Genomic DNA, 16585 nt, shown 5'->3' on the forward strand with positions numbered 1-16585 from the left:
CGTCCCGTCCCCGTCGGTCCCGTCCTGCCCCCGTCGGTCCGCGGCGTCGTGGACCCGTGGCGCCGTCCGTGGCGGTCTTCGTCGTCGCCCACCCGTGAGCCGCGCATCGGTGCCGATCGCCCACCCCGGTCCGTGACGGTTCTCAGGGAATTCACAGGGAAGCGCAAGGTCCCTCTCACCGCGGCGCTCCAGAGTGACCGTATGACGACGACCACGGCCCGGGGACGGTCCGGACTGCGCAGGACCGACGGCGGCCCCGTACGGGTCCTTGTCGTGGACGACGAGTCCTCCCTCACCGAGCTGCTCTCGATGGCCCTGCGCTACGAGGGGTGGGAGGTGCGCAGCGCGGGCGACGGGGCCGGCGCGGTGCGCGCGGCCCGCGCCTTCCGGCCCGACGCCGTCGTCCTCGACGTGATGCTGCCCGACATGGACGGGCTGACCGTCCTCGGCAGGCTCCGGAGCGAACTCCCCGACGTACCGGTGCTGTTCCTGACGGCCCGGGACGCCGTCGAGGACCGGATCGCAGGCCTCACGGCAGGTGGTGACGACTACGTGACCAAGCCGTTCAGTCTGGAGGAGGTCGTGGCACGGCTTCGCGGGCTGATCCGGCGGTCCGCGACGGCGGCCGCCGCGCGGGACGAGTCGCTGCTCGTCGTCGGTGACCTGACGCTCGACGAGGACAGCCACGAGGTGACCCGTGGCGGTACGCCGATCCACCTCACGGCGACGGAGTTCGAGCTGCTGCGCTATCTGATGCGCAACCCCCGGCGGGTGCTCAGCAAGGCGCAGATCCTGGACCGGGTGTGGTCGTACGACTTCGGCGGCCAGGCCAACGTGGTCGAGCTCTACATCTCCTATCTGCGGCGCAAGATCGACGCGGGACGCACCCCGATGATCCACACCCGGCGCGGTGCGGGATATCTGATCAAGTCCGGTGACTAGATGAGCGGTGGCTCGCGCGGCGGATGGTCGCTGCGGACCCGGCTCGTGGTGTCCGCGGTGGCGCTCATCGCGGTGGTCGCGGCGGTCATCGGCACCGTGACGACGCTCGCGCTGCGCACATACCTGTACGGGCAGAAGGACGAGCAGCTCCACGGTGTCGTACTGCGGGCGGCCGGTCCGCCTCCGGGTTCCAAGGGCGGCGGCCCGCGGGGGCAGAAGCCGCTTGGATTCGTCACCGGCGGCGGCGCGCCGCTCGGGACCGTCGGCGCGCAGGTCGCGGCGGACGGTGTCCTCGGCGGCGGGGTCGTCTCCACCCAGCAGAACTCGGACGTACTGGGCCCACGGGTAACGGCCCGGGCCCTGACCGGGGCGGAGAAGGCCGTGCTCACGGCCGTACCGCGGGACGAACGGCCGCACACCGTGGAACTGCCGGGTCTCGGCGACTACCGCGTCGAGTACCGTGCGGGCGGCAACGGCGCGTTCCTCGTCGGCGTCCCCCTGTCCGAGGTCCACAGCACCCTGGCCACGCTCGTCGTCGTCGAGATCTGTGTGACCGCCGCCGGACTGGCTGCCGCCGGACTGGCCGGCGGCGCTCTCGTCGGGGTCGCGCTCCGCCCGCTGCGGAGGGTCGCGGCGACCGCCACCCGGGTCTCCGAACTGCCCCTGCACAGAGGCGAGGTGGCGCTGCACGAGCGGGTGCCCGAGGCGGAGGCCGACCCAGGCACCGAGGTCGGCCGGGTCGGCGCCGCGCTCAACCGGATGCTCGACCACGTTCACTCCGCCCTGCACGCGCGGCAGGAGAGCGAGACGCGGGTGCGGCAGTTCGTGGCGGACGCCGGCCATGAGCTGCGCACCCCGCTCGCTTCCATCCGCGGTTACGCCGAGCTGACCCGGCGCGGCCGCGAGCGGCCCGGGCCCGACACCCGGCACGCGCTCGCCCGGATCGAGTCGGAGGCCACCCGGATGACGGGGCTGGTGGAGGATCTCCTGTTGCTGGCACGGCTCGACGCGGGGCGGCCCCTGGCGTACCGGAGCACCGATCTGTCGCCGCTCGTCGTCGACGCGGTGAGCGACGCCCGGGCCGCCGGACCGGAGCACGTCTGGCGTCTGGACCTGCCGGACGACCCCGCCGTGGTGTGGGCCGATCCGGAGCGGCTGCAGCAGGTGCTGGTCAATCTGCTGGCCAACGCGCGTACGCACACTCCGCCGGGCACCACCGTCACCGCGGCCGTGCGGCCGCTGGAGTGCCGGACGGCGGTGGCGCTGGAGGTCCGGGACGACGGTCCGGGCATTCCGCCCGCCCTGCTTCCGCACGTCTTCGAGCGCTTCGCGCGCGGCGACGCCTCCCGTTCCCGGCACGCGGGCAGCACCGGCCTCGGGCTCGCGATCGTGCACGCCGTGGCCACGGCGCACGGGGGAACGGTCGCCGCGGCGAGCGCGCCGGGACGTACCGTCTTCACCGTGCGGCTGCCGCTCGCACGGGAATCCGGGCACTCACAGACGGCGCACAGCCTCGGCACACGGCGGTGACAGCGGCTCCGTCGAGAGTCGGACCATGCGAACCGACACCCCGGCGGGCACCACCGCCATGGGCACCCTGCCGGCACGGGAGCATCTGCCCGTGGGCGCGGCGGGCCCGCCCGTGCTCGATGTGGTCATCCCCGTCTTCAACGAGGAGAAGGACCTGGAGCGGTGCGTACGCCGGCTCCACGACCATCTCGCCGGCACCTTTCCGTACGGCTTCCGGATCACCGTCGCGGACAACGCCAGCACCGACCGCACCCCCCTGGTGGCGGTGGCGCTCGCGGCCTCGGTCCCGGAAGTCCGGTCCCTCCGACTGGAGCAGAAGGGACGCGGCCGTGCGCTGCGGGCCGTGTGGGCGGCGTCCGACGCGCCCGTGCTGGCGTACATGGACGTCGATCTGTCCACCGACCTCAACGCGCTGCTGCCCCTGGTCGCCCCGCTGATCTCCGGGCACTCGGACCTGGCGATCGGCTCGCGGCTCACGCGGTCGTCGCGGGTGGTGCGCGGGGCGAAGCGGGAGTTCGTCTCCCGTACGTACAACCTGATCCTGCGCGGTTCGCTGGCCGCACGGTTCTCCGACGCGCAGTGCGGGTTCAAGGCGATACGGCGCGAGGTGGCCGAGCGCCTGCTGCCGATGGTCGAGGACACCGGCTGGTTCTTCGACACGGAGCTGCTGGTGCTTGCCGAGCGAGCGGGACTGCGGATCCACGAGGTACCCGTGGACTGGGTCGACGACCCGGACTCCACCGTGCACATCGTGCGCACGGCCGTCGACGACCTGAAGGGCGTGCTGCGGGTCGGACGGGCGCTGGCGGTCGGGGCGCTCCCCCTGGACCGGCTCGCACGCCCGTTCGGCGACGACCCGAGGGACGGCCGGATCGACGGAGTCCCCGGTGGGCTGGCCCGGCAACTGGTCGGCTTCTGCGCGGTCGGCGCGCTCTCGACGCTCTGCTACCTCCTGCTGTACTCGGTGTTCCGCGCCGGTGCGGGGCCGCAGACGGCGAACGCCGCCGCGCTGCTGCTCTCGGCCGTCGCCAACACGGCGGCGAACCGGCGACTGACCTTCGGTGTGCGCGGGCGCGAGCGGGTGGTGCGCCACCAGGCCCAGGGGCTGGTGGTCTTCGGTATCGGACTCGCCCTCACCAGCGGTTCCCTCGCCGCGCTGGACGCCGCGGCCGGCAGTCCCTCCCACGGCACCGAGCTGGCCGTCCTGGTCGTGGCGAACCTCGCGGCCACCGTGCTGCGCTTCCTGCTCTTCCGCGCCTGGGTCTTTCCCGACCGCCGTGCCCTGCCGCGCCCGCGCCCGACGTCCGTCATGGCTCCGGATGCCCCCACGCCCGTCACAGCGCCCGCTGCCCGTACCGCCGGCACGACCACGGGAGGTCGACGATGAAGCCCGCACCGCACGACGCGTACGCGGCCACCGCGAGCGCGGCTCCGGGACCGCGCCGGACCTCGCCGCGACCCGGCCGGGCCGCCCGTCTGTGGCGCGGCCGTGCCGAGGACCCGGTCTGGGCGCGGCCCGCCCTGCTCGCCCTGCTGGCGCTGACCGGCGCGCTGTACCTGTACAACCTGAGCGCCTCCGGCTACGCCAACTCCTTCTACTCCGCCGCCGTCCAGGCGGGCGGCGAGAGCTGGAAGGCGTTCTTCTTCGGCTCGTCCGACGCCGCCAACTCCATCACCGTCGACAAACCGCCCGCCGCACTCTGGCCGATGGCGCTGTCGGTCCGGCTGTTCGGGCTCGGGTCATGGCAGATCCTGGTGCCCGAGGTGCTGATGGGCGTGGCGGCGGTGGCCGTCGTCCATGCGGCCGTCCGCCGGCGCTTCAGCGCGGCGGCGGGGCTGATCGCGGGCGCGGTGCTGGCACTGACGCCGGTCGCCGCGCTGATGTTCCGCTTCAACAACCCCGACGCGCTGCTGGCGCTGCTGACGACCGTGGCCGTGTACTGCGTGCTGCGCGCACTGGAGGCCGCCCGTACCGGATGGCTGGTCTGGGCGGGCGTCGCGGTCGGGCTCGCGTTCCTCACCAAGACCCTGCAGGCGTTCCTCGTCCTGCCGCCGCTCGCGCTCGTGTACGCGGTGTGCGCACCCGCTCCCGTGCGGCGCAGGATCGGCCAACTCGCTCTCGCGGGAGTGGCGCTGATCGTCTCCGGAGGCTGGTGGGTGGCGATCGTCGAGCTGTGGCCGGCGTCCTCGCGCCCGTACATCGGTGGTTCCCAGAACAACAGCTTCCTCGAACTCACCTTCGGCTACAACGGTCTCGGCCGCATCAGCGGAAACGAGGTCGGCAGCGTCGGCGGCGGTGGAGGGGGTGGCCGACCGGGCGGCTGGGGGGAGACCGGCATCGGGCGGATGTTCGGCGACAGCGTCGGAGGCCAGATCTCCTGGCTGCTGCCCGCCGCACTCGTCCTGCTCGTCGCGGGCCTCGTCGTGACCCGGCGCGGCGGTAGGACCGACACCGCGAGGGCGGCCTTCCTCGCCTGGGGCGGGGCGCTGCTGACGACCCTCCTGGTCTTCAGTTTCATGGCCGGGATCTTCCACGAGTACTACACGGTGGCGCTCGCCCCGTACATCGCGGCGCTCGTGGGCATGGGCACCACCGTGCTGTGGGAGGAGCGCGGGCACCCCGCGGCCCGTGCGGCGCTGGCCGGTGCGCTGGCGGTGACGGCGGTGTGGGCCTGGGTCCTGCTCGGCCGCACCGCGGACTTCGTGCCGTGGCTGCGCACGGCGGTGCTGGTGGGCGGTCTCCTGGCCGCGGCGGGACTGCTCTTCGCCGGGCGGCTCGGGCGCGCGCTCGCGCTGGGCGCGGCGGGCCTCGGACTCGCGGCGTCGCTGGCCGGGCCGGTGGCGTACACGCTGTCCACTCTGGGCAGCGGCCACCAGGGATCGATCGTGATGGCGGGGCCGGCGTCCGCGCGTGGCGGGCCCGGGGGCGGCCCCGGCGCCCGCGGATACGGCGGTCCCGCGGCGGACGGCGGCGGGATGCCGCTGGGTGCGGCGGACGGAGGGGGCCGCGGTCAGGGACCGGGCCAGGGCGCGCCGCCCGGCCCCGGCCCCGGCCCCGGCCAGGGCCAGAACCAGGGCCAGAACCAGAACCAGGGCAAGGGCCAGAACCAGGGCCAGAACCAGAACCAGGGCAAGGGCCAGCACCAGGGCCGTCAGGCGTGGGGCGAAGGGCGCGCCGGTGCCGGCAGGGCGGGCGGTCTGCTCGACGGGCCGGACGTCGGTTCCGCCGTCGTCGCCAGGCTGACGGAGAACGCCTCCGCCCACACCTGGGTGGCTGCCGCGGTCGGCTCCCAGAACGCGGCCGCGTACCAACTCGCCACCGAGGAGCCGGTCATGGCGATCGGAGGCTTCAACGGCAGCGATCCGTCGCCGACGCTCGCGCGATTCCAGCAGTACGTGGCCGCCGGCAGCATCCACTGGTTCATCGACGGCGGAGCCCGGGGCGGCGCCAGGGGAGGAGGCCCGGGCGGCGGAAGCAGCGCCGAGATCCAGGAGTGGGTCCAGGCGAACTTCCCGCAGATCACCGTAGGGGGCACCACCCTGTACGACCTCACCTCGGCGCAGTAGCGCAGTACGGCGTCAGGGAACACCTCGCGCGGTGTACGGGAAGCCGTCTCGTGCACCGCGCAGGGAGCAGCCGCGACCGTCACGGCCACGGAATCGCCGACGGACCGGCCGGCCGTGCAGCGCGGACGCCTTCGCGTCGAGCCTGCGCGGGCGCCGCGGGTCCGGCGGGCCGCGCCACCGGGCGCCGCCGGCCCAGACCAGCCGGCTCGTCGGAGCGGTGGCGGTGCCGGCGGGCGGCCTGCTCGCCGGCACCGCCGCGGTCCCGGGGGCCGACTCCGCTGGGAGCGCCGCCCGGAGGTCCGGTCACTCGCCCGCGTGGGCGAGTGCGATGTCGTGGCCGTCCGCACCTCCGCCGGTCACGGTGACCGTGCGCGCCACCGGCGGGTAGCCGGTCGCGATGACCGTGTACTCGCCCGTGTCGAGGTCGGCGAAGGCATACGCGCCGTCGTCGGCGGTGGTCGCGGTCGCGACCATGTTCCCCGCCGCGTCGATGAGCGTCACCCGGGCGTCGGTCAGCGGGCTCCCGGCGTCCCCGGCCCGGACGGTACCGCGGACCACAGCGCCCGCGTGCAGGGCCACCTCGAGCCGGGTGACGCCCTGGCCGCCGATCTCCACGGGAAGGGCCAGCGGCCGGAAGCCGGGGGCGCTCACGGCGACGGTCACCCCGCCCGGAACCAGCTCGGTGAAGGCGAAGCCCCCGTCCGGGCCGGAGGCGCCGGTGGCCAGCACATCTCCCCGCACATCGGTGACGACGACCATGGCGCCCTCGACCGCCGCGCCACCCTCGGCCGCGACCACGGCGCCGTTCAGCCCGCTCGTACCGGCGAGGAGGATGTCGTGGGCCAGGGGCTCGTCCCCGACGACCACCGTGGACGCCTGCGGCTGGAAACCGTCGGCCGAGGTGATCAGGACGTACGGGCCGGAGCCCGGCGCGTCCAGGGCGTACGAGCCGTCCGCCTGCGCCACCGCGCGGCCCAACTGGCGGCCCGCAGGCGAGATCAGTGTGACGGCGGCCCGTCCGACGGGTGCGCCCTCCGAGCCGCGCACCACACCGCGCACGGCGGTCCCGGCGGCCACGGCGACGGGCATGTCCACGGGGGTGCTGTCACCGGTGTCCCGTGAGGCCGCGTCCGGGGTGGCGGCCGAGGCGCCCCTGAGCGCCACCTCCTTGATGAACAGGGTCACCAGGAACGCCAGCAGTGCGAACGGGGCCGAGTACAGGAACACGTCCGCGACACCGTGCCCGTACGCGCTCTCGATCACGGTGCGGACCGGGGCGGGAAGCGCGTCCAGGTCGGGGATGCCCCCGCCGCCGGTGCCGCCGTGGCCCATCGACGCGCCGCGCGGGCCGAGTTCGGCGAGGCCGTCCTCGACGTAGTGGGTGACGCGGTTGGCGAGCACCGCGCCCAGTGCGGAGACACCGACGGCACCGCCCAGCGACCGGAAGAAGGTGACGACCGACGAGGCCGCGCCCAGGTCCTGCGGGGCCACCTGGTTCTGGGTGCACAGCACCAGGTTCTGCATCATCATGCCGAGGCCGAGGCCCATCACGGCCATGAAGACCGCGATGCGCCAGTACTCGGTGTCGTAGCGGATCAGGCCCAGCAGGCCGAGGCCACCGGTGACCAGGACACCGCCGCTGACCAGCCATGCCTTCCACTTGCCGGTCTTGGTGATGATCAGGCCGCTGACCGTCGAGGAGACGAACAGACCCGCGATCATCGGGATGGTCATGACGCCGGACATCGTGGGCGACTCGCCCCGGGCCAGCTGGAAGTACTGGCTGAAGAAGACCGTGCCGGCGAACATCGCGACACCCACGAAGAGCGACGCGAGGGAGGCCAGCGTGATGGTCCGGTTGCGGAACAGCCGCAGCGGGACGATCGGGTCGCCCGCCCGGGACTCGACGAGCAGGAAGACCAGGCCCAGGGCCACCGCGCCGCCGGTCATGGCGTACGTCTGCCAGGACAGCCACGCGTACTTGTCACCTGCGAAGGTGACCCAGATCAGCAGCAGCGAGACCGCGGCGCTGACGAAGAGGGCGCCCGCCCAGTCGACCTCGACGTCCCGCTTCACCACGGGAAGCTTGAGGGTCTTCTGCAGCACGAGCAGCGCGATGAGCGCGAACGGTACACCGACGTAGAAGCACCAGCGCCAGCCGAGCCACTCGGTGTCGGTGATGACGCCGCCGAGCAGCGGGCCGCCGACCGTTGCGACGGCGAACGTCGCTCCGAGGTAGCCGCTGTAGCGGCCGCGCTCCCGTGGGGAGATCATCGCGGCCATGATCACCTGTGCCAGGGCGGTGAGGCCGCCTACGCCGATGCCCTGCACCACGCGGCAGGCGATGAGCGTGCCGGTGTTCTGCGCGAGCCCGGCGACCACCGAGCCCGCCACATAGATGATCAGGGCTATCTGGACCAGCAGCTTCTTGCTGAAGAGGTCGGCGAGCTTGCCCCAGAGCGGGGTGGTCGCTGTCATCGCCAGCAGGGCCGCCGTGACCACCCACGTGTAGGCGGACTGGCCGCCGCCCAGGTCGTTGATGATCTCGGGCAGGGCGTTGGAGACGATGGTCGAGGACAGGATGGCGACGAACATGCCGAGCAGCAGCCCGGACAGCGCCTCCATGATCTGCCGGTGCGTCATCGGCGCGCCGCCCTCGGAGGCAGAGGTCCCCCCATGCTTGGCGTGGCCGCCCCGCACACCGGTCGGTGTGGTCGTAGCCATGTACTTCCTTGTCTCTTACGTGGGTGTGCGGGCGGTCCGGCAGTCCCCGACGGATGCGCGGAGGCGGGCCAGCAGCGCGTTGAGCCGTCCGACGTCGTCGTCGGACCAGTCCTCGAGGTAGTGGGCGAACAGATCGGTCGTGCGCCGGCCGAGGTCGTCGAGCCGGGCCACCCCCGCGGGGGTGAGCCGCAGGATGCGCGAGCGACCGTCGTCCGGGTCGGGCGACCGCTCTATCCAGCCGCGTTCGGCGACGTGAGCCACATGGCGGCTGGTGACGGACATGTCGACGGCGAGGAGTTCCGCGAGTCGGCTGATCCGCATCTCCCCGTACCGGTCGAGGAGGGCCAGCACGGCGGCGGACCCGGAGGGGCACTCCGCGGGCAGCAGGCGCGCGATGCTCCTCTTCACGGCGCCCATGGCGCTGATCTGGCGGGCCAGCTCCTCGTACTGACTCCGTTCGGCCACGGATGCCCCTCCCATCTTGTTGCTTAAGGCAACCATAAAACGGTTGGTAGTTGCAGGCAAATGAAAAGGGGCCCTTCGGGGTAAAGGAACACCAAAGCCTTTGCATGTGCGAGGTCATGGTCCGGCCGTTTCGACGGGCAACGTGCGGACGACGTGCGGGTATACCGCAGGGCGGCCGACCGGGGTTGGGTGGGTCACCCGCGTTCGCTAGGGTCCTGACCCATGGCACACAACCCCCAAGCGCCCCAGGGTCCCGAGGGCTACGACCCCGCGGGCAGCACGCAGATGTTCCGCGCCTTCGTCGACGAGGGCGGTCCGCAGCAGGGCGGCCGCGCTGCGGCGGCGCCCGCGCAGGCCGGTCCGCGGGTAGGACTGATCGTCGGGATCGTGGCGGCCGTCGCGATCGTCGGCGCGGTCGTCTGGCTCGCGCTCGGCTGATTCCGCCGGAACGGACCTCCGTGAGGTCCGGCCGCTCAGGACGGATGCTCCGTGCGTACGTCCTGCGTCTCCACGCGCATGCCCAACGGCACGCGCCAGGAGTCCACGCACACCCGGTACGCCGTCGTCCTGGCCGCGCCCGCGGCGATGGGCGTCGGCAGCGCCTGGGCCGAATCGATCGTCGCCCAGTCGACGCCGAGCGCTCCGATGATGTGCGTGCCGAACACGACGGTGCCCGAACGCACCGCTGAGCCACCGGTGTTGCGGAACTCCACGGTGACGTCCTCGCACCACCGCCTGTCCGCGGGTGCCCTCCGCACCTCCGCGACCACCAGCACGGCCGGCCCCGGCGGCGAAGGCGGCGGTTCCGTTGGCGGGGGAGCCGGCGGGCTGGTGCCCGGGGCCGGGGGAGAGCTCGCCGGTTCCGACGGCCCAGGCCCTGAGTCGCCGCCCGATTCCCCTCCCGCAGGCCGTTCGGCCGGCGCCCCGGGCGCGGCGTGGCCGCCCGAGGCATCCGGTGCCGCCCCCGCAAGCGACGCGCCCGCGCTCGGGGCCGTTCTCCCGGCGGGTCCGCCTCCCGGTCCGGGTGCCGCACCGGGAGGCCGGGCGGGAGATCGGCCGTCGAGGGGCACGAGTACGACGTCTCCGGACGGCGGCACGGCGCCTTCCGGCCCGTTCCCGCCGGCTCCGACAGCGGCGTACCCGTCGTGTCGGCCGTCGGCCCCGGAGGCGGCGAGCACCCCGCCGAGGCAGAGTGCGACCACTGCCAGACCGTATCCGACCCGTCGCCGCCGCATCGGCCCAGTTTGTCTGACGCACCGTCAAAGAAAAACCCCGCGCCGGGAAGTGATGCCCGACCGTTCGGCACGCCATGGAGGCGTTGCGACCGGCCGGGCGGCGTCAGTCGGCGATCAGGCCCTCGCGCAGCTGCGCCAACGTCCGTGTGAGCAGCCGCGAGACGTGCATCTGGGAGATGCCGACCTCCTCACCGATCTGCGACTGCGTCATGTTGGCGAAGAACCGCAGCATGATGATCTGTCGCTCGCGTGGCGGGAGTTTGGCCAGCAGCGGCTTCAGGGACTCGCGGTACTCGACGCCCTCCAGCGCACCGTCCTCGTAGCCGAGCCGGTCCGCGAGGGAGCCCTCGCCGCCGTCGTCCTCCGGCGACGGGGAGTCCAGCGAGGACGCCGTGTACGCGTTGCCCACGGCGAGGCCGTCGACCACGTCCTCCTCCGACACGCCCAGTACCGCGGCGAGTTCGGGCACCGTCGGGGAGCGGTCCAGCTTCTGGGCCAGCTCGTCGCTCGCCTTCGTCAGCGCGAGGCGCAGTTCCTGGAGCCGTCGCGGAACCCGCACCGACCAACTCGTGTCCCGGAAGAAGCGCTTGATCTCGCCGACGACGGTCGGCATGGCGAACGTCGGGAACTCCACGCCCCGTTCGCAGTCGAAGCGGTCGATGGCCTTGATGAGGCCGATCGTGCCGACCTGGACGATGTCCTCCATCGGCTCGTTGCGGCTGCGGAAGCGGGCCGCCGCGTAGCGCACCAGCGGCAGGTTGAGCTCGATGAGGGTGTCGCGCACGTACGTGCGTTCGGGGCTGTCCTGATCGAGCGTCGCCAGCCGCAGGAAGAGCGAGCGCGAGAGCGTGCGGGTGTCGAGGGCTTCGGGGGCCTCGGTCGGCAGATCCACGGCCACGTCCACGGACATGGATGCGGACATGGGTGCGGATACCGGGTCGGGCGCCGGGGGCGCGTCGGGCGAGGGAGCGCTCTGCGTGAGCGTGAGCACCTTCGAGCTGCCCTGTTCTGCGGACATGCCACCCCCTGGAGGTCGCGGACGGTCGCGTCGGCCACGACCATCGGAGGAACGCAGCCTCCACCTGAATACCGGAGGCGGGGCCGCGGCAAACGCGGTTTCCGCAGAATGTCACATGTCGGCAACGCGCTGTAGTGACATGTCGACAACGGAGCGTCAGATGAGCGCAGGAAAAGAGGTGTATGTGGCTTTCGTGTCGCTCGAAATGGGCTGAAAGGGGTCTACCCGATTCGGTTACGCCTCGATTCTGTTTGCGGATCTCAGTCGTGCGAAGCTTCGGGCGAGGAGCCTTGACACATGCATCTGAGAGACCCCCAGTTCGGCGCTGATCTGGGACTGCGTCAGATTGTTGTAGTAGCGCAGCAGCAGGATCCGCTGTTCGCGCTCGGGCAGTTGTACGAGGAGATGGCGTACGAGGTCGCGGTGTTCGACTCCGGCGAGCGCGGGGTCCTCGTAGCCCAGCCGGTCCAGCAGCCCGGGCAGTCCGTCGCCCTCCTGTGCGGCCTCCAGTGACGTCGCGTGGTACGACCGGCCCGCCTCGATGCAGGCGAGGACCTCGTCCTCGGAGATCTTCAGCCGCTCCGCGATCTCGGCCGTCGTCGGGGACCGCCCGTGTGCCGTCGTCAGGTCCTCCGTGGCGCCGTTGACCTGTACCCACAACTCGTGCAGCCGGCGCGGCACGTGCACGGTCCGCACGTTGTCGCGGAAGTATCGTTTGATCTCGCCGACCACGGTGGGCATGGCGAACGTCGGGAACTGCACGCCCCGCTCGGGGTCGAAGCGGTCGATCGCGTTGATCAGGCCGATCGTGCCGACCTGGACCACGTCCTCCATCGGCTCGTTGCGGCTGCGGAAACGTGCCGCCGCGTAGCGGACCAGGGGCAGGTTCGCCTCGATGAGCGCGGCCCGGACGCGGGTGTGCTCGGGTGTGCCGGGCTCCAGGTCCTTCAGCTGGGCGAAGAGTACCTGGGTCAGCGCCCTGGTGTCCGCACCCCGGCTCTGCTTGGCCCGGCCCTCGCTCTCGTTCTGGGGCGGCACTTGAGGTGCAGTACTGGCCGGCACGGTCACGCCACCCCTTCACGGGTCGAACGGCGTCAACCCCAGGCGTCAACGCCGGGTCAACTCATCCATCAAAAGCGGTCATAGCATCACAACACAGATCCACCGTGTTCAAGCACTCCATGACGCCGTGTTGAGGGCAAGTTGGTGCATAAGTGAAGAAAGCCCCGCACCTCTACGGTGGGGGCTGAAGGGCGTGGGCGGGCGGGCGGCTCGGTGGTCGCGTTCGGTGATCACCCGCGTGGTGACACCTCGCACCGCCGACCGGCTGCGTCCGGGCGGGGCACCACGTCCGGGGGGTCTAGTCGACGAGCTCCGTCATGAACTCGCCGACGCCCTGTGCGGCACTCGATATGCCCTCGAAGCCCACCTCGACGAGCTCGGCGGCCCGGGCCGGCGAATTGATGATCGTGTACAGCACGAAGACGACGACCACATAGAGAGCGATCTTCTTCGTTTGCACCACTGGTCCCTGCCTCCCCTGTGGCCCCTGTGCGGACGCGTGAGTCTAACCGAGCGTTCAGGGGCCGAGGACCCTGCCGTCGGGGTCCTCCCTCCGGCCGGGAAGGTCCTCCCCACCAGCGGTATCGGGGGTGAACCCGGAGGATCCGGCAGGAATCCGATGGGTGGGGGAACCGTCCCACGCTGCGGGTCCGCGAGCCGCGTGCTCCTCCCGGGCGGCGGGTCGGCGGGCGCGTACCCCTCGGGGAAGCGGTGAGTCCCCCGACCCCGCCTCCCCCGACCGGACGGAAGCCCCGGCCCGATCCCCCGAACGGCCGGGGCCTCCCCCTGCGTGCGCCGTGCCCGCGCCGTGGGGTCGCCCGCGTCCGGGCGCCCGTACGCGGGGCGCACGCGTACATGATGAAGGGCCCCGGGCTAGAACAAGCACGGGGCCCTTCACAGGAGCGGTAGCGGAGGGATTTGAACCCTCGGTGACTTGCGCCACACTCGCTTTCGAGGCGAGCTCCTTCGGCCGCTCGGACACGCTACCGGGAGAGAGCTTAGCCCAAGGTGGGCCGTGCTCTGAAATCGATATCGATCAGCGGCCGGAAAGGCCGTCCCGCAGCCCCTCCCCGGCATCCCCGCGAGGGCCCCGGAAGAACGCCGTGAGCTGCTGGGCGCACTCGGCCTCCAGCACTCCGTGGATCACCTCCGGGCGGTGGTTGAGCCGCCGGTCCCGTACGACGTCCCAGAGCGAGCCCGCCGCACCCGCCTTCTCGTCGCGGGCGCCGTAGACCACCCGGTCCACCCTGGAGAGCACCAGGGCGCCCGCGCACATCGTGCACGGCTCCAGCGTGACGACGAGCGTGCAGCCGGTCAGCCGCCAGCTCCCGCGCACCGCGGCCGCCCGCCGGAGCGCGAGGACCTCGGCGTGCCCGGTGGGGTCGCCGGTCAGCTCGCGTTCGTTGTGGCCCGCCGCCAGGACCGTGCCGTCCTCGGCCAGCACGACGGCGCCGACCGGGACGTCCCCGGCCAGCGGCGCACGCGCGGCCTCGTCGAGCGCGAGCCGCATGGGCGCCTCCCACGGCGCCCTGACGGGGTCCGTCACTAGCGGACGGCCTCCAGCATCTCGGAGGTGCCGAGCGTGTCGGCGATCTCGGTCAGCGCGTCCGAGTTGAGCGCACAGAGCTCCTTGGCGGACATCCCGAGGTCGGCGAGCAGACCGGAGTCGCCGAGCGGCCCGACCGGGACCGCGTCGGAGTCGTCGGCCGTGTCCTCCTCGGCCTCCGGTTCGCCGTCCTCCGTGCCGTCGAGGTCGAGCGAGTCCAGCTCGTCATCCTCCTCGTCCTTGCCGAGCAGCTCGTCCGTGAGCATCGCCCCGTAGGAGGAGCGTGCTGCCGAGGCAGCGTCCGAGACGAAGACACGAGGATCGTCCTCGCCGTCCACCCGAACGATGCCGAACCATGTGTCTTCCTGCTCGATGAAGGCGAGCACCGTGTCCTCGTTCACCGAGGCATCGCGGGCAAGGTCGGCCAGATCCGACAGGGTCTCCACATCGTCGAGCTCTGTGTCGCTCGCTACCCACCCGTCTTCGGTGCGCGCGAGCAGTGCGGCGAAGTACACCGTGACTCTCCCACTGATCAGAGTTGTGACGACCGGCGGAGCGCTGCTCGTGCCCCGCCCACTCGGAATCGTGGCAGAAACAACGGCTTCGCGAGAGGTCTTCCGGCGTTGCGTCGTGCACGCGTTCAGCGAGAGGGCCCGCCGAACGGCGGCGCAGGGGGGCCGTCCAGGGGACACCGAGGCTCACCAGCGGAAGGAGCGCATGCGCATCGCCTGGCGCATCCGCGCCGAGCGGGCACGCCGGGGCTGGACGCGGTCGCGCAAGGCCTTCGCCTCGTGCAGGTCGCGGAGGAACTGGGCACGCCGGCGCCTGCGCTCGGCGTCGGTCTCCTCCTGTTCCTGCCGCGGTTCCCGCCGCTGCTCCCGGTCTTGCAGATCCCGCTCCGGCATCGGCCACACCACCTCGGCGCTGGAAGGCTATGTCCCACCTTCCCGCCGGAGGCCGCGCCCACGCCAGCCCCGGCTACTGTTGGGTCCATGCGGATCCACGTCGTCGACCACCCCCTGGTGGCGCACAAACTCACCACCCTGCGCGACCGGCGCACCGACTCCCCCACCTTCCGGCGCCTCGCCGACGAGCTGGTGACCCTGCTCGCGTACGAGGCCACGCGTGATGTGCGCACCGAGCAGATCGACATCGAAACGCCGGTGTCGGCGACCACGGGAGTGAAACTCTCCCGTCCGCGGCCCCTGGTGGTGCCGATCCTGCGGGCCGGCCTCGGCATGCTCGACGGCATGGTGCGGTTGCTGCCGACCGCAGAGGTGGGATTCCTCGGCATGATCCGCAACGAGGAGACCCTGGAGGCGTCGACGTACGCGACGCGCATGCCGGAGGACCTCTCCGGCCGCCAGGTGTACGTCCTCGACCCCATGCTGGCCACGGGCGGCACCCTGGTCGCGGCGATCCAGGAGCTGATCAAGCGCGGTGCCGACGACGTGACGGCTGTCGTGCTGCTGGCGGCGCCGGAGGGCGTCGAGGTGATGGAGCGCGAACTCGCGGGCACGCCGGTGACGGTCGTGACGGCCTCCGTCGACGAGCGGCTCAACGAGCACGGCTACATCGTTCCGGGCCTGGGCGACGCGGGCGACCGGATGTACGGCGCGGCCGAGTAGCACTCGCCGTCCGGGCCCCGGACCGCCGGGACTCCCGGCCCGTCGGGCTCCCGGCGCCGGTCCTCGCGCGCCCCGGAGCGGGCGCACGAGGCGCGCGGCGGGCCGGACGGCCGCGGGGGAGCGAGGCGTTCAGCCGCACTCGCCCGGCGCGGGCTCGGGCTCGGCCAGTGCGGCCAGCGCCCTGTCCGCGACGGGTTTGGCGTTCAGCGTCTTGAAGGCCGTGCCGATGATCAGGTCGACGTCCGCGGAGGTGCGGGCGTCGGCCTTGACCTGGGCGCCGGCGAGCTGGGTGCCCAGCACTCCGAACGACCCGTCGTAGGCGCCCGGTGCGCCCAGCAGCAGTCCGGCGCCGGGCACCCTCTTGTCGTACTCCGCCGGGGCGTTGCCCACCTTGCCGATGTTGAAGCCGCGCTTCTGCAGCTCGTCGGCGGTGGCCTTGGCCAGTCCGCTGCGCGGCGTGGCGTTGTAGACGTTGACGGTGATCTGGGCCGGCCTCGGCGGTGTCGGCGCGGCGGACGGCGCGGACCGGGGCTTGCACGCCGCGGACCGGCTCTTGGCGCCGGTCTTCTTCGCGTCGTCCGAGAAGGCGTCGATGAGCTGCAGCGTTCCCCACCCGCCGAGGCCGATGACGGCCACGGCTGCGACGACTGCGAGCACGACCTTGCGGCGGCGACGGGGGCGGCGCATACGTGGATAGGCGTTGCCCGTAATGCGGTACTTTCCGCCCATGCCTGGGGGAGTGAGCATGCTCATGGGCGCAGCGTAATGCGGTCCGGTGGCTATGCCTACTTAACGATCATCTGCTTGCGTCCGTTTGGACGCGAAGCTGCGCCTTACGGGTCGCGAGGCTGCGCCCGACGGGGGCACG

The 16585-nt window shown here is 72.3% G+C and carries 16 protein-coding genes and 1 tRNA gene; 6 read left to right on the top strand and 11 right to left on the bottom strand.

What is annotated here, in order from left to right; genetic code table 11:
• Positions 1-201 precede the first annotated feature (201 nt).
• The 4 genes from FEF34_RS19510 to FEF34_RS19525 are packed head-to-tail and all read left to right on the top strand — an operon-like array spanning position 202 to position 6039.
• A complete protein-coding gene (locus tag FEF34_RS19510) occupies positions 202-942 on the top strand; it encodes a response regulator transcription factor (RefSeq protein ID WP_138054306.1) in 741 nt (246 codons plus the stop codon).
• The gene (locus FEF34_RS19515; protein WP_138054307.1) at positions 943-2472 is read left to right on the top strand and encodes a sensor histidine kinase; all 1530 of its coding nucleotides are present in this window, start codon (positions 943-945) and stop codon (positions 2470-2472) included.
• Positions 2473-2497: 25 nt separating this feature from the next.
• Positions 2498-3859 (top strand): bifunctional glycosyltransferase family 2/GtrA family protein, encoded by a 1362-nt coding sequence (locus FEF34_RS19520; RefSeq protein ID WP_234042461.1) that lies wholly within the window; start codon positions 2498-2500, stop codon positions 3857-3859.
• Complete coding sequence (locus FEF34_RS19525) at positions 3856-6039, top strand: ArnT family glycosyltransferase (protein WP_138054308.1); 2184 nt, start codon at positions 3856-3858, stop codon at positions 6037-6039. Before FEF34_RS19520 ends, FEF34_RS19525 begins: the two co-directional genes overlap by 4 nt.
• Positions 6040-6342: 303 nt before the next feature.
• Here the strand turns inward: FEF34_RS19525 and FEF34_RS19530 are convergent, their stop codons facing one another.
• Both FEF34_RS19530 and FEF34_RS19535 read right to left on the bottom strand, forming a co-directional pair.
• Positions 6343-8763 carry an MFS transporter gene (locus FEF34_RS19530; protein WP_138054309.1) on the bottom strand — a complete coding sequence of 807 codons (2421 nt, stop codon included), beginning with the start codon at positions 8761-8763 and terminating at the stop codon, positions 6343-6345.
• A gap of 15 nt (positions 8764-8778) precedes the next feature.
• A complete protein-coding gene (locus tag FEF34_RS19535) occupies positions 8779-9228 on the bottom strand; it encodes a MarR family winged helix-turn-helix transcriptional regulator (RefSeq protein WP_138054311.1) in 450 nt (149 codons plus the stop codon).
• Positions 9229-9450: 222 nt separating this feature from the next.
• Here FEF34_RS19535 and FEF34_RS19540 point away from each other — a divergent pair, with 222 nt between their 5' ends.
• On the top strand, positions 9451-9666 hold the full coding sequence (locus tag FEF34_RS19540; protein WP_138054312.1) for a hypothetical protein: 216 nt from the start codon (positions 9451-9453) through the stop codon (positions 9664-9666).
• Between the two features lie 35 nt (positions 9667-9701).
• Here FEF34_RS19540 and FEF34_RS42980 read toward each other — a convergent pair whose 3' ends face one another.
• The 8 genes from FEF34_RS42980 to FEF34_RS19575 form a co-directional block, all read right to left on the bottom strand.
• Positions 9702-9941: a hypothetical protein gene (locus FEF34_RS42980; RefSeq protein WP_234042462.1), complete on the bottom strand. Its 240-nt coding sequence runs from the start codon at positions 9939-9941 to the stop codon at positions 9702-9704.
• A gap of 625 nt (positions 9942-10566) precedes the next feature.
• Positions 10567-11481, bottom strand: coding sequence for an RNA polymerase sigma factor SigF (locus tag FEF34_RS19550; protein ID WP_138054315.1), 915 nt, complete (start codon positions 11479-11481; stop codon positions 10567-10569).
• A gap of 234 nt (positions 11482-11715) precedes the next feature.
• Positions 11716-12543, bottom strand: a complete 828-nt coding sequence (locus tag FEF34_RS19555; protein ID WP_407698286.1) for an RNA polymerase sigma factor SigF — start codon at positions 12541-12543, stop codon at positions 11716-11718.
• Positions 12544-12841: 298 nt separating this feature from the next.
• Positions 12842-13003 (bottom strand): hypothetical protein, encoded by a 162-nt coding sequence (locus FEF34_RS41330; RefSeq protein ID WP_171052741.1) that lies wholly within the window; start codon positions 13001-13003, stop codon positions 12842-12844.
• A gap of 443 nt (positions 13004-13446) precedes the next feature.
• A tRNA-Ser gene (locus FEF34_RS19560) sits at positions 13447-13531 on the bottom strand.
• Positions 13532-13579: 48 nt separating this feature from the next.
• Positions 13580-14053: a tRNA adenosine(34) deaminase TadA gene (gene tadA, locus FEF34_RS19565; RefSeq protein WP_234042463.1), complete on the bottom strand. Its 474-nt coding sequence runs from the start codon at positions 14051-14053 to the stop codon at positions 13580-13582.
• 35 nt (positions 14054-14088) lie between these two features.
• Complete coding sequence (locus FEF34_RS19570) at positions 14089-14604, bottom strand: tRNA adenosine deaminase-associated protein (RefSeq protein WP_138054319.1); 516 nt, start codon at positions 14602-14604, stop codon at positions 14089-14091.
• Positions 14605-14787: 183 nt separating this feature from the next.
• Positions 14788-14994, bottom strand: a complete 207-nt coding sequence (locus FEF34_RS19575) for a hypothetical protein (protein WP_171053015.1) — start codon at positions 14992-14994, stop codon at positions 14788-14790.
• An 87-nt stretch (positions 14995-15081) separates the two neighbouring features.
• On the opposite strand from FEF34_RS19575, the gene upp reads away from it, so the two are divergent.
• Positions 15082-15717, top strand: a complete 636-nt coding sequence (gene upp, locus FEF34_RS19580) for a uracil phosphoribosyltransferase (RefSeq protein WP_138054321.1) — start codon at positions 15082-15084, stop codon at positions 15715-15717.
• Between the two features lie 129 nt (positions 15718-15846).
• Here the strand turns inward: upp and FEF34_RS19585 are convergent, their stop codons facing one another.
• Entirely contained in the window at positions 15847-16470 is a 624-nt protein-coding gene (locus tag FEF34_RS19585; protein ID WP_234042464.1) for a LytR C-terminal domain-containing protein, read from the bottom strand.
• Positions 16471-16585: the final 115 nt, after the last annotated feature.

Source organism: Streptomyces marianii, assembly GCF_005795905.1.
Classification (GTDB): Bacteria; Actinomycetota; Actinomycetes; order Streptomycetales; family Streptomycetaceae; genus Streptomyces; species Streptomyces marianii.

Bases quoted from the DNA above. Each gene is read 5' to 3' on its own strand.
- FEF34_RS19510 (WP_138054306.1), top strand. From the start codon at position 202: ATGACGACGACCACGGCCCGGGGACGGTCCGGACTGCGCAGGACCGAC.
- FEF34_RS19515 (WP_138054307.1), top strand. From the start codon at position 943: ATGAGCGGTGGCTCGCGCGGCGGATGGTCGCTGCGGACCCGGCTCGTG.
- FEF34_RS19520 (WP_234042461.1), top strand. From the start codon at position 2,498: ATGCGAACCGACACCCCGGCGGGCACCACCGCCATGGGCACCCTGCCG.
- FEF34_RS19525 (WP_138054308.1), top strand. From the start codon at position 3,856: ATGAAGCCCGCACCGCACGACGCGTACGCGGCCACCGCGAGCGCGGCT.
- FEF34_RS19530 (WP_138054309.1), bottom strand. From the start codon at position 8,763: ATGGCTACGACCACACCGACCGGTGTGCGGGGCGGCCACGCCAAGCAT.
- FEF34_RS19540 (WP_138054312.1), top strand. From the start codon at position 9,451: ATGGCACACAACCCCCAAGCGCCCCAGGGTCCCGAGGGCTACGACCCC.
- FEF34_RS19550 (WP_138054315.1), bottom strand. From the start codon at position 11,481: ATGTCCGCAGAACAGGGCAGCTCGAAGGTGCTCACGCTCACGCAGAGC.
- tadA (WP_234042463.1), bottom strand. From the start codon at position 14,053: ATGCGGCTCGCGCTCGACGAGGCCGCGCGTGCGCCGCTGGCCGGGGAC.
- FEF34_RS19575 (WP_171053015.1), bottom strand. From the start codon at position 14,994: ATGCCGGAGCGGGATCTGCAAGACCGGGAGCAGCGGCGGGAACCGCGG.
- upp (WP_138054321.1), top strand. From the start codon at position 15,082: ATGCGGATCCACGTCGTCGACCACCCCCTGGTGGCGCACAAACTCACC.
- FEF34_RS19585 (WP_234042464.1), bottom strand. From the start codon at position 16,470: ATGAGCATGCTCACTCCCCCAGGCATGGGCGGAAAGTACCGCATTACG.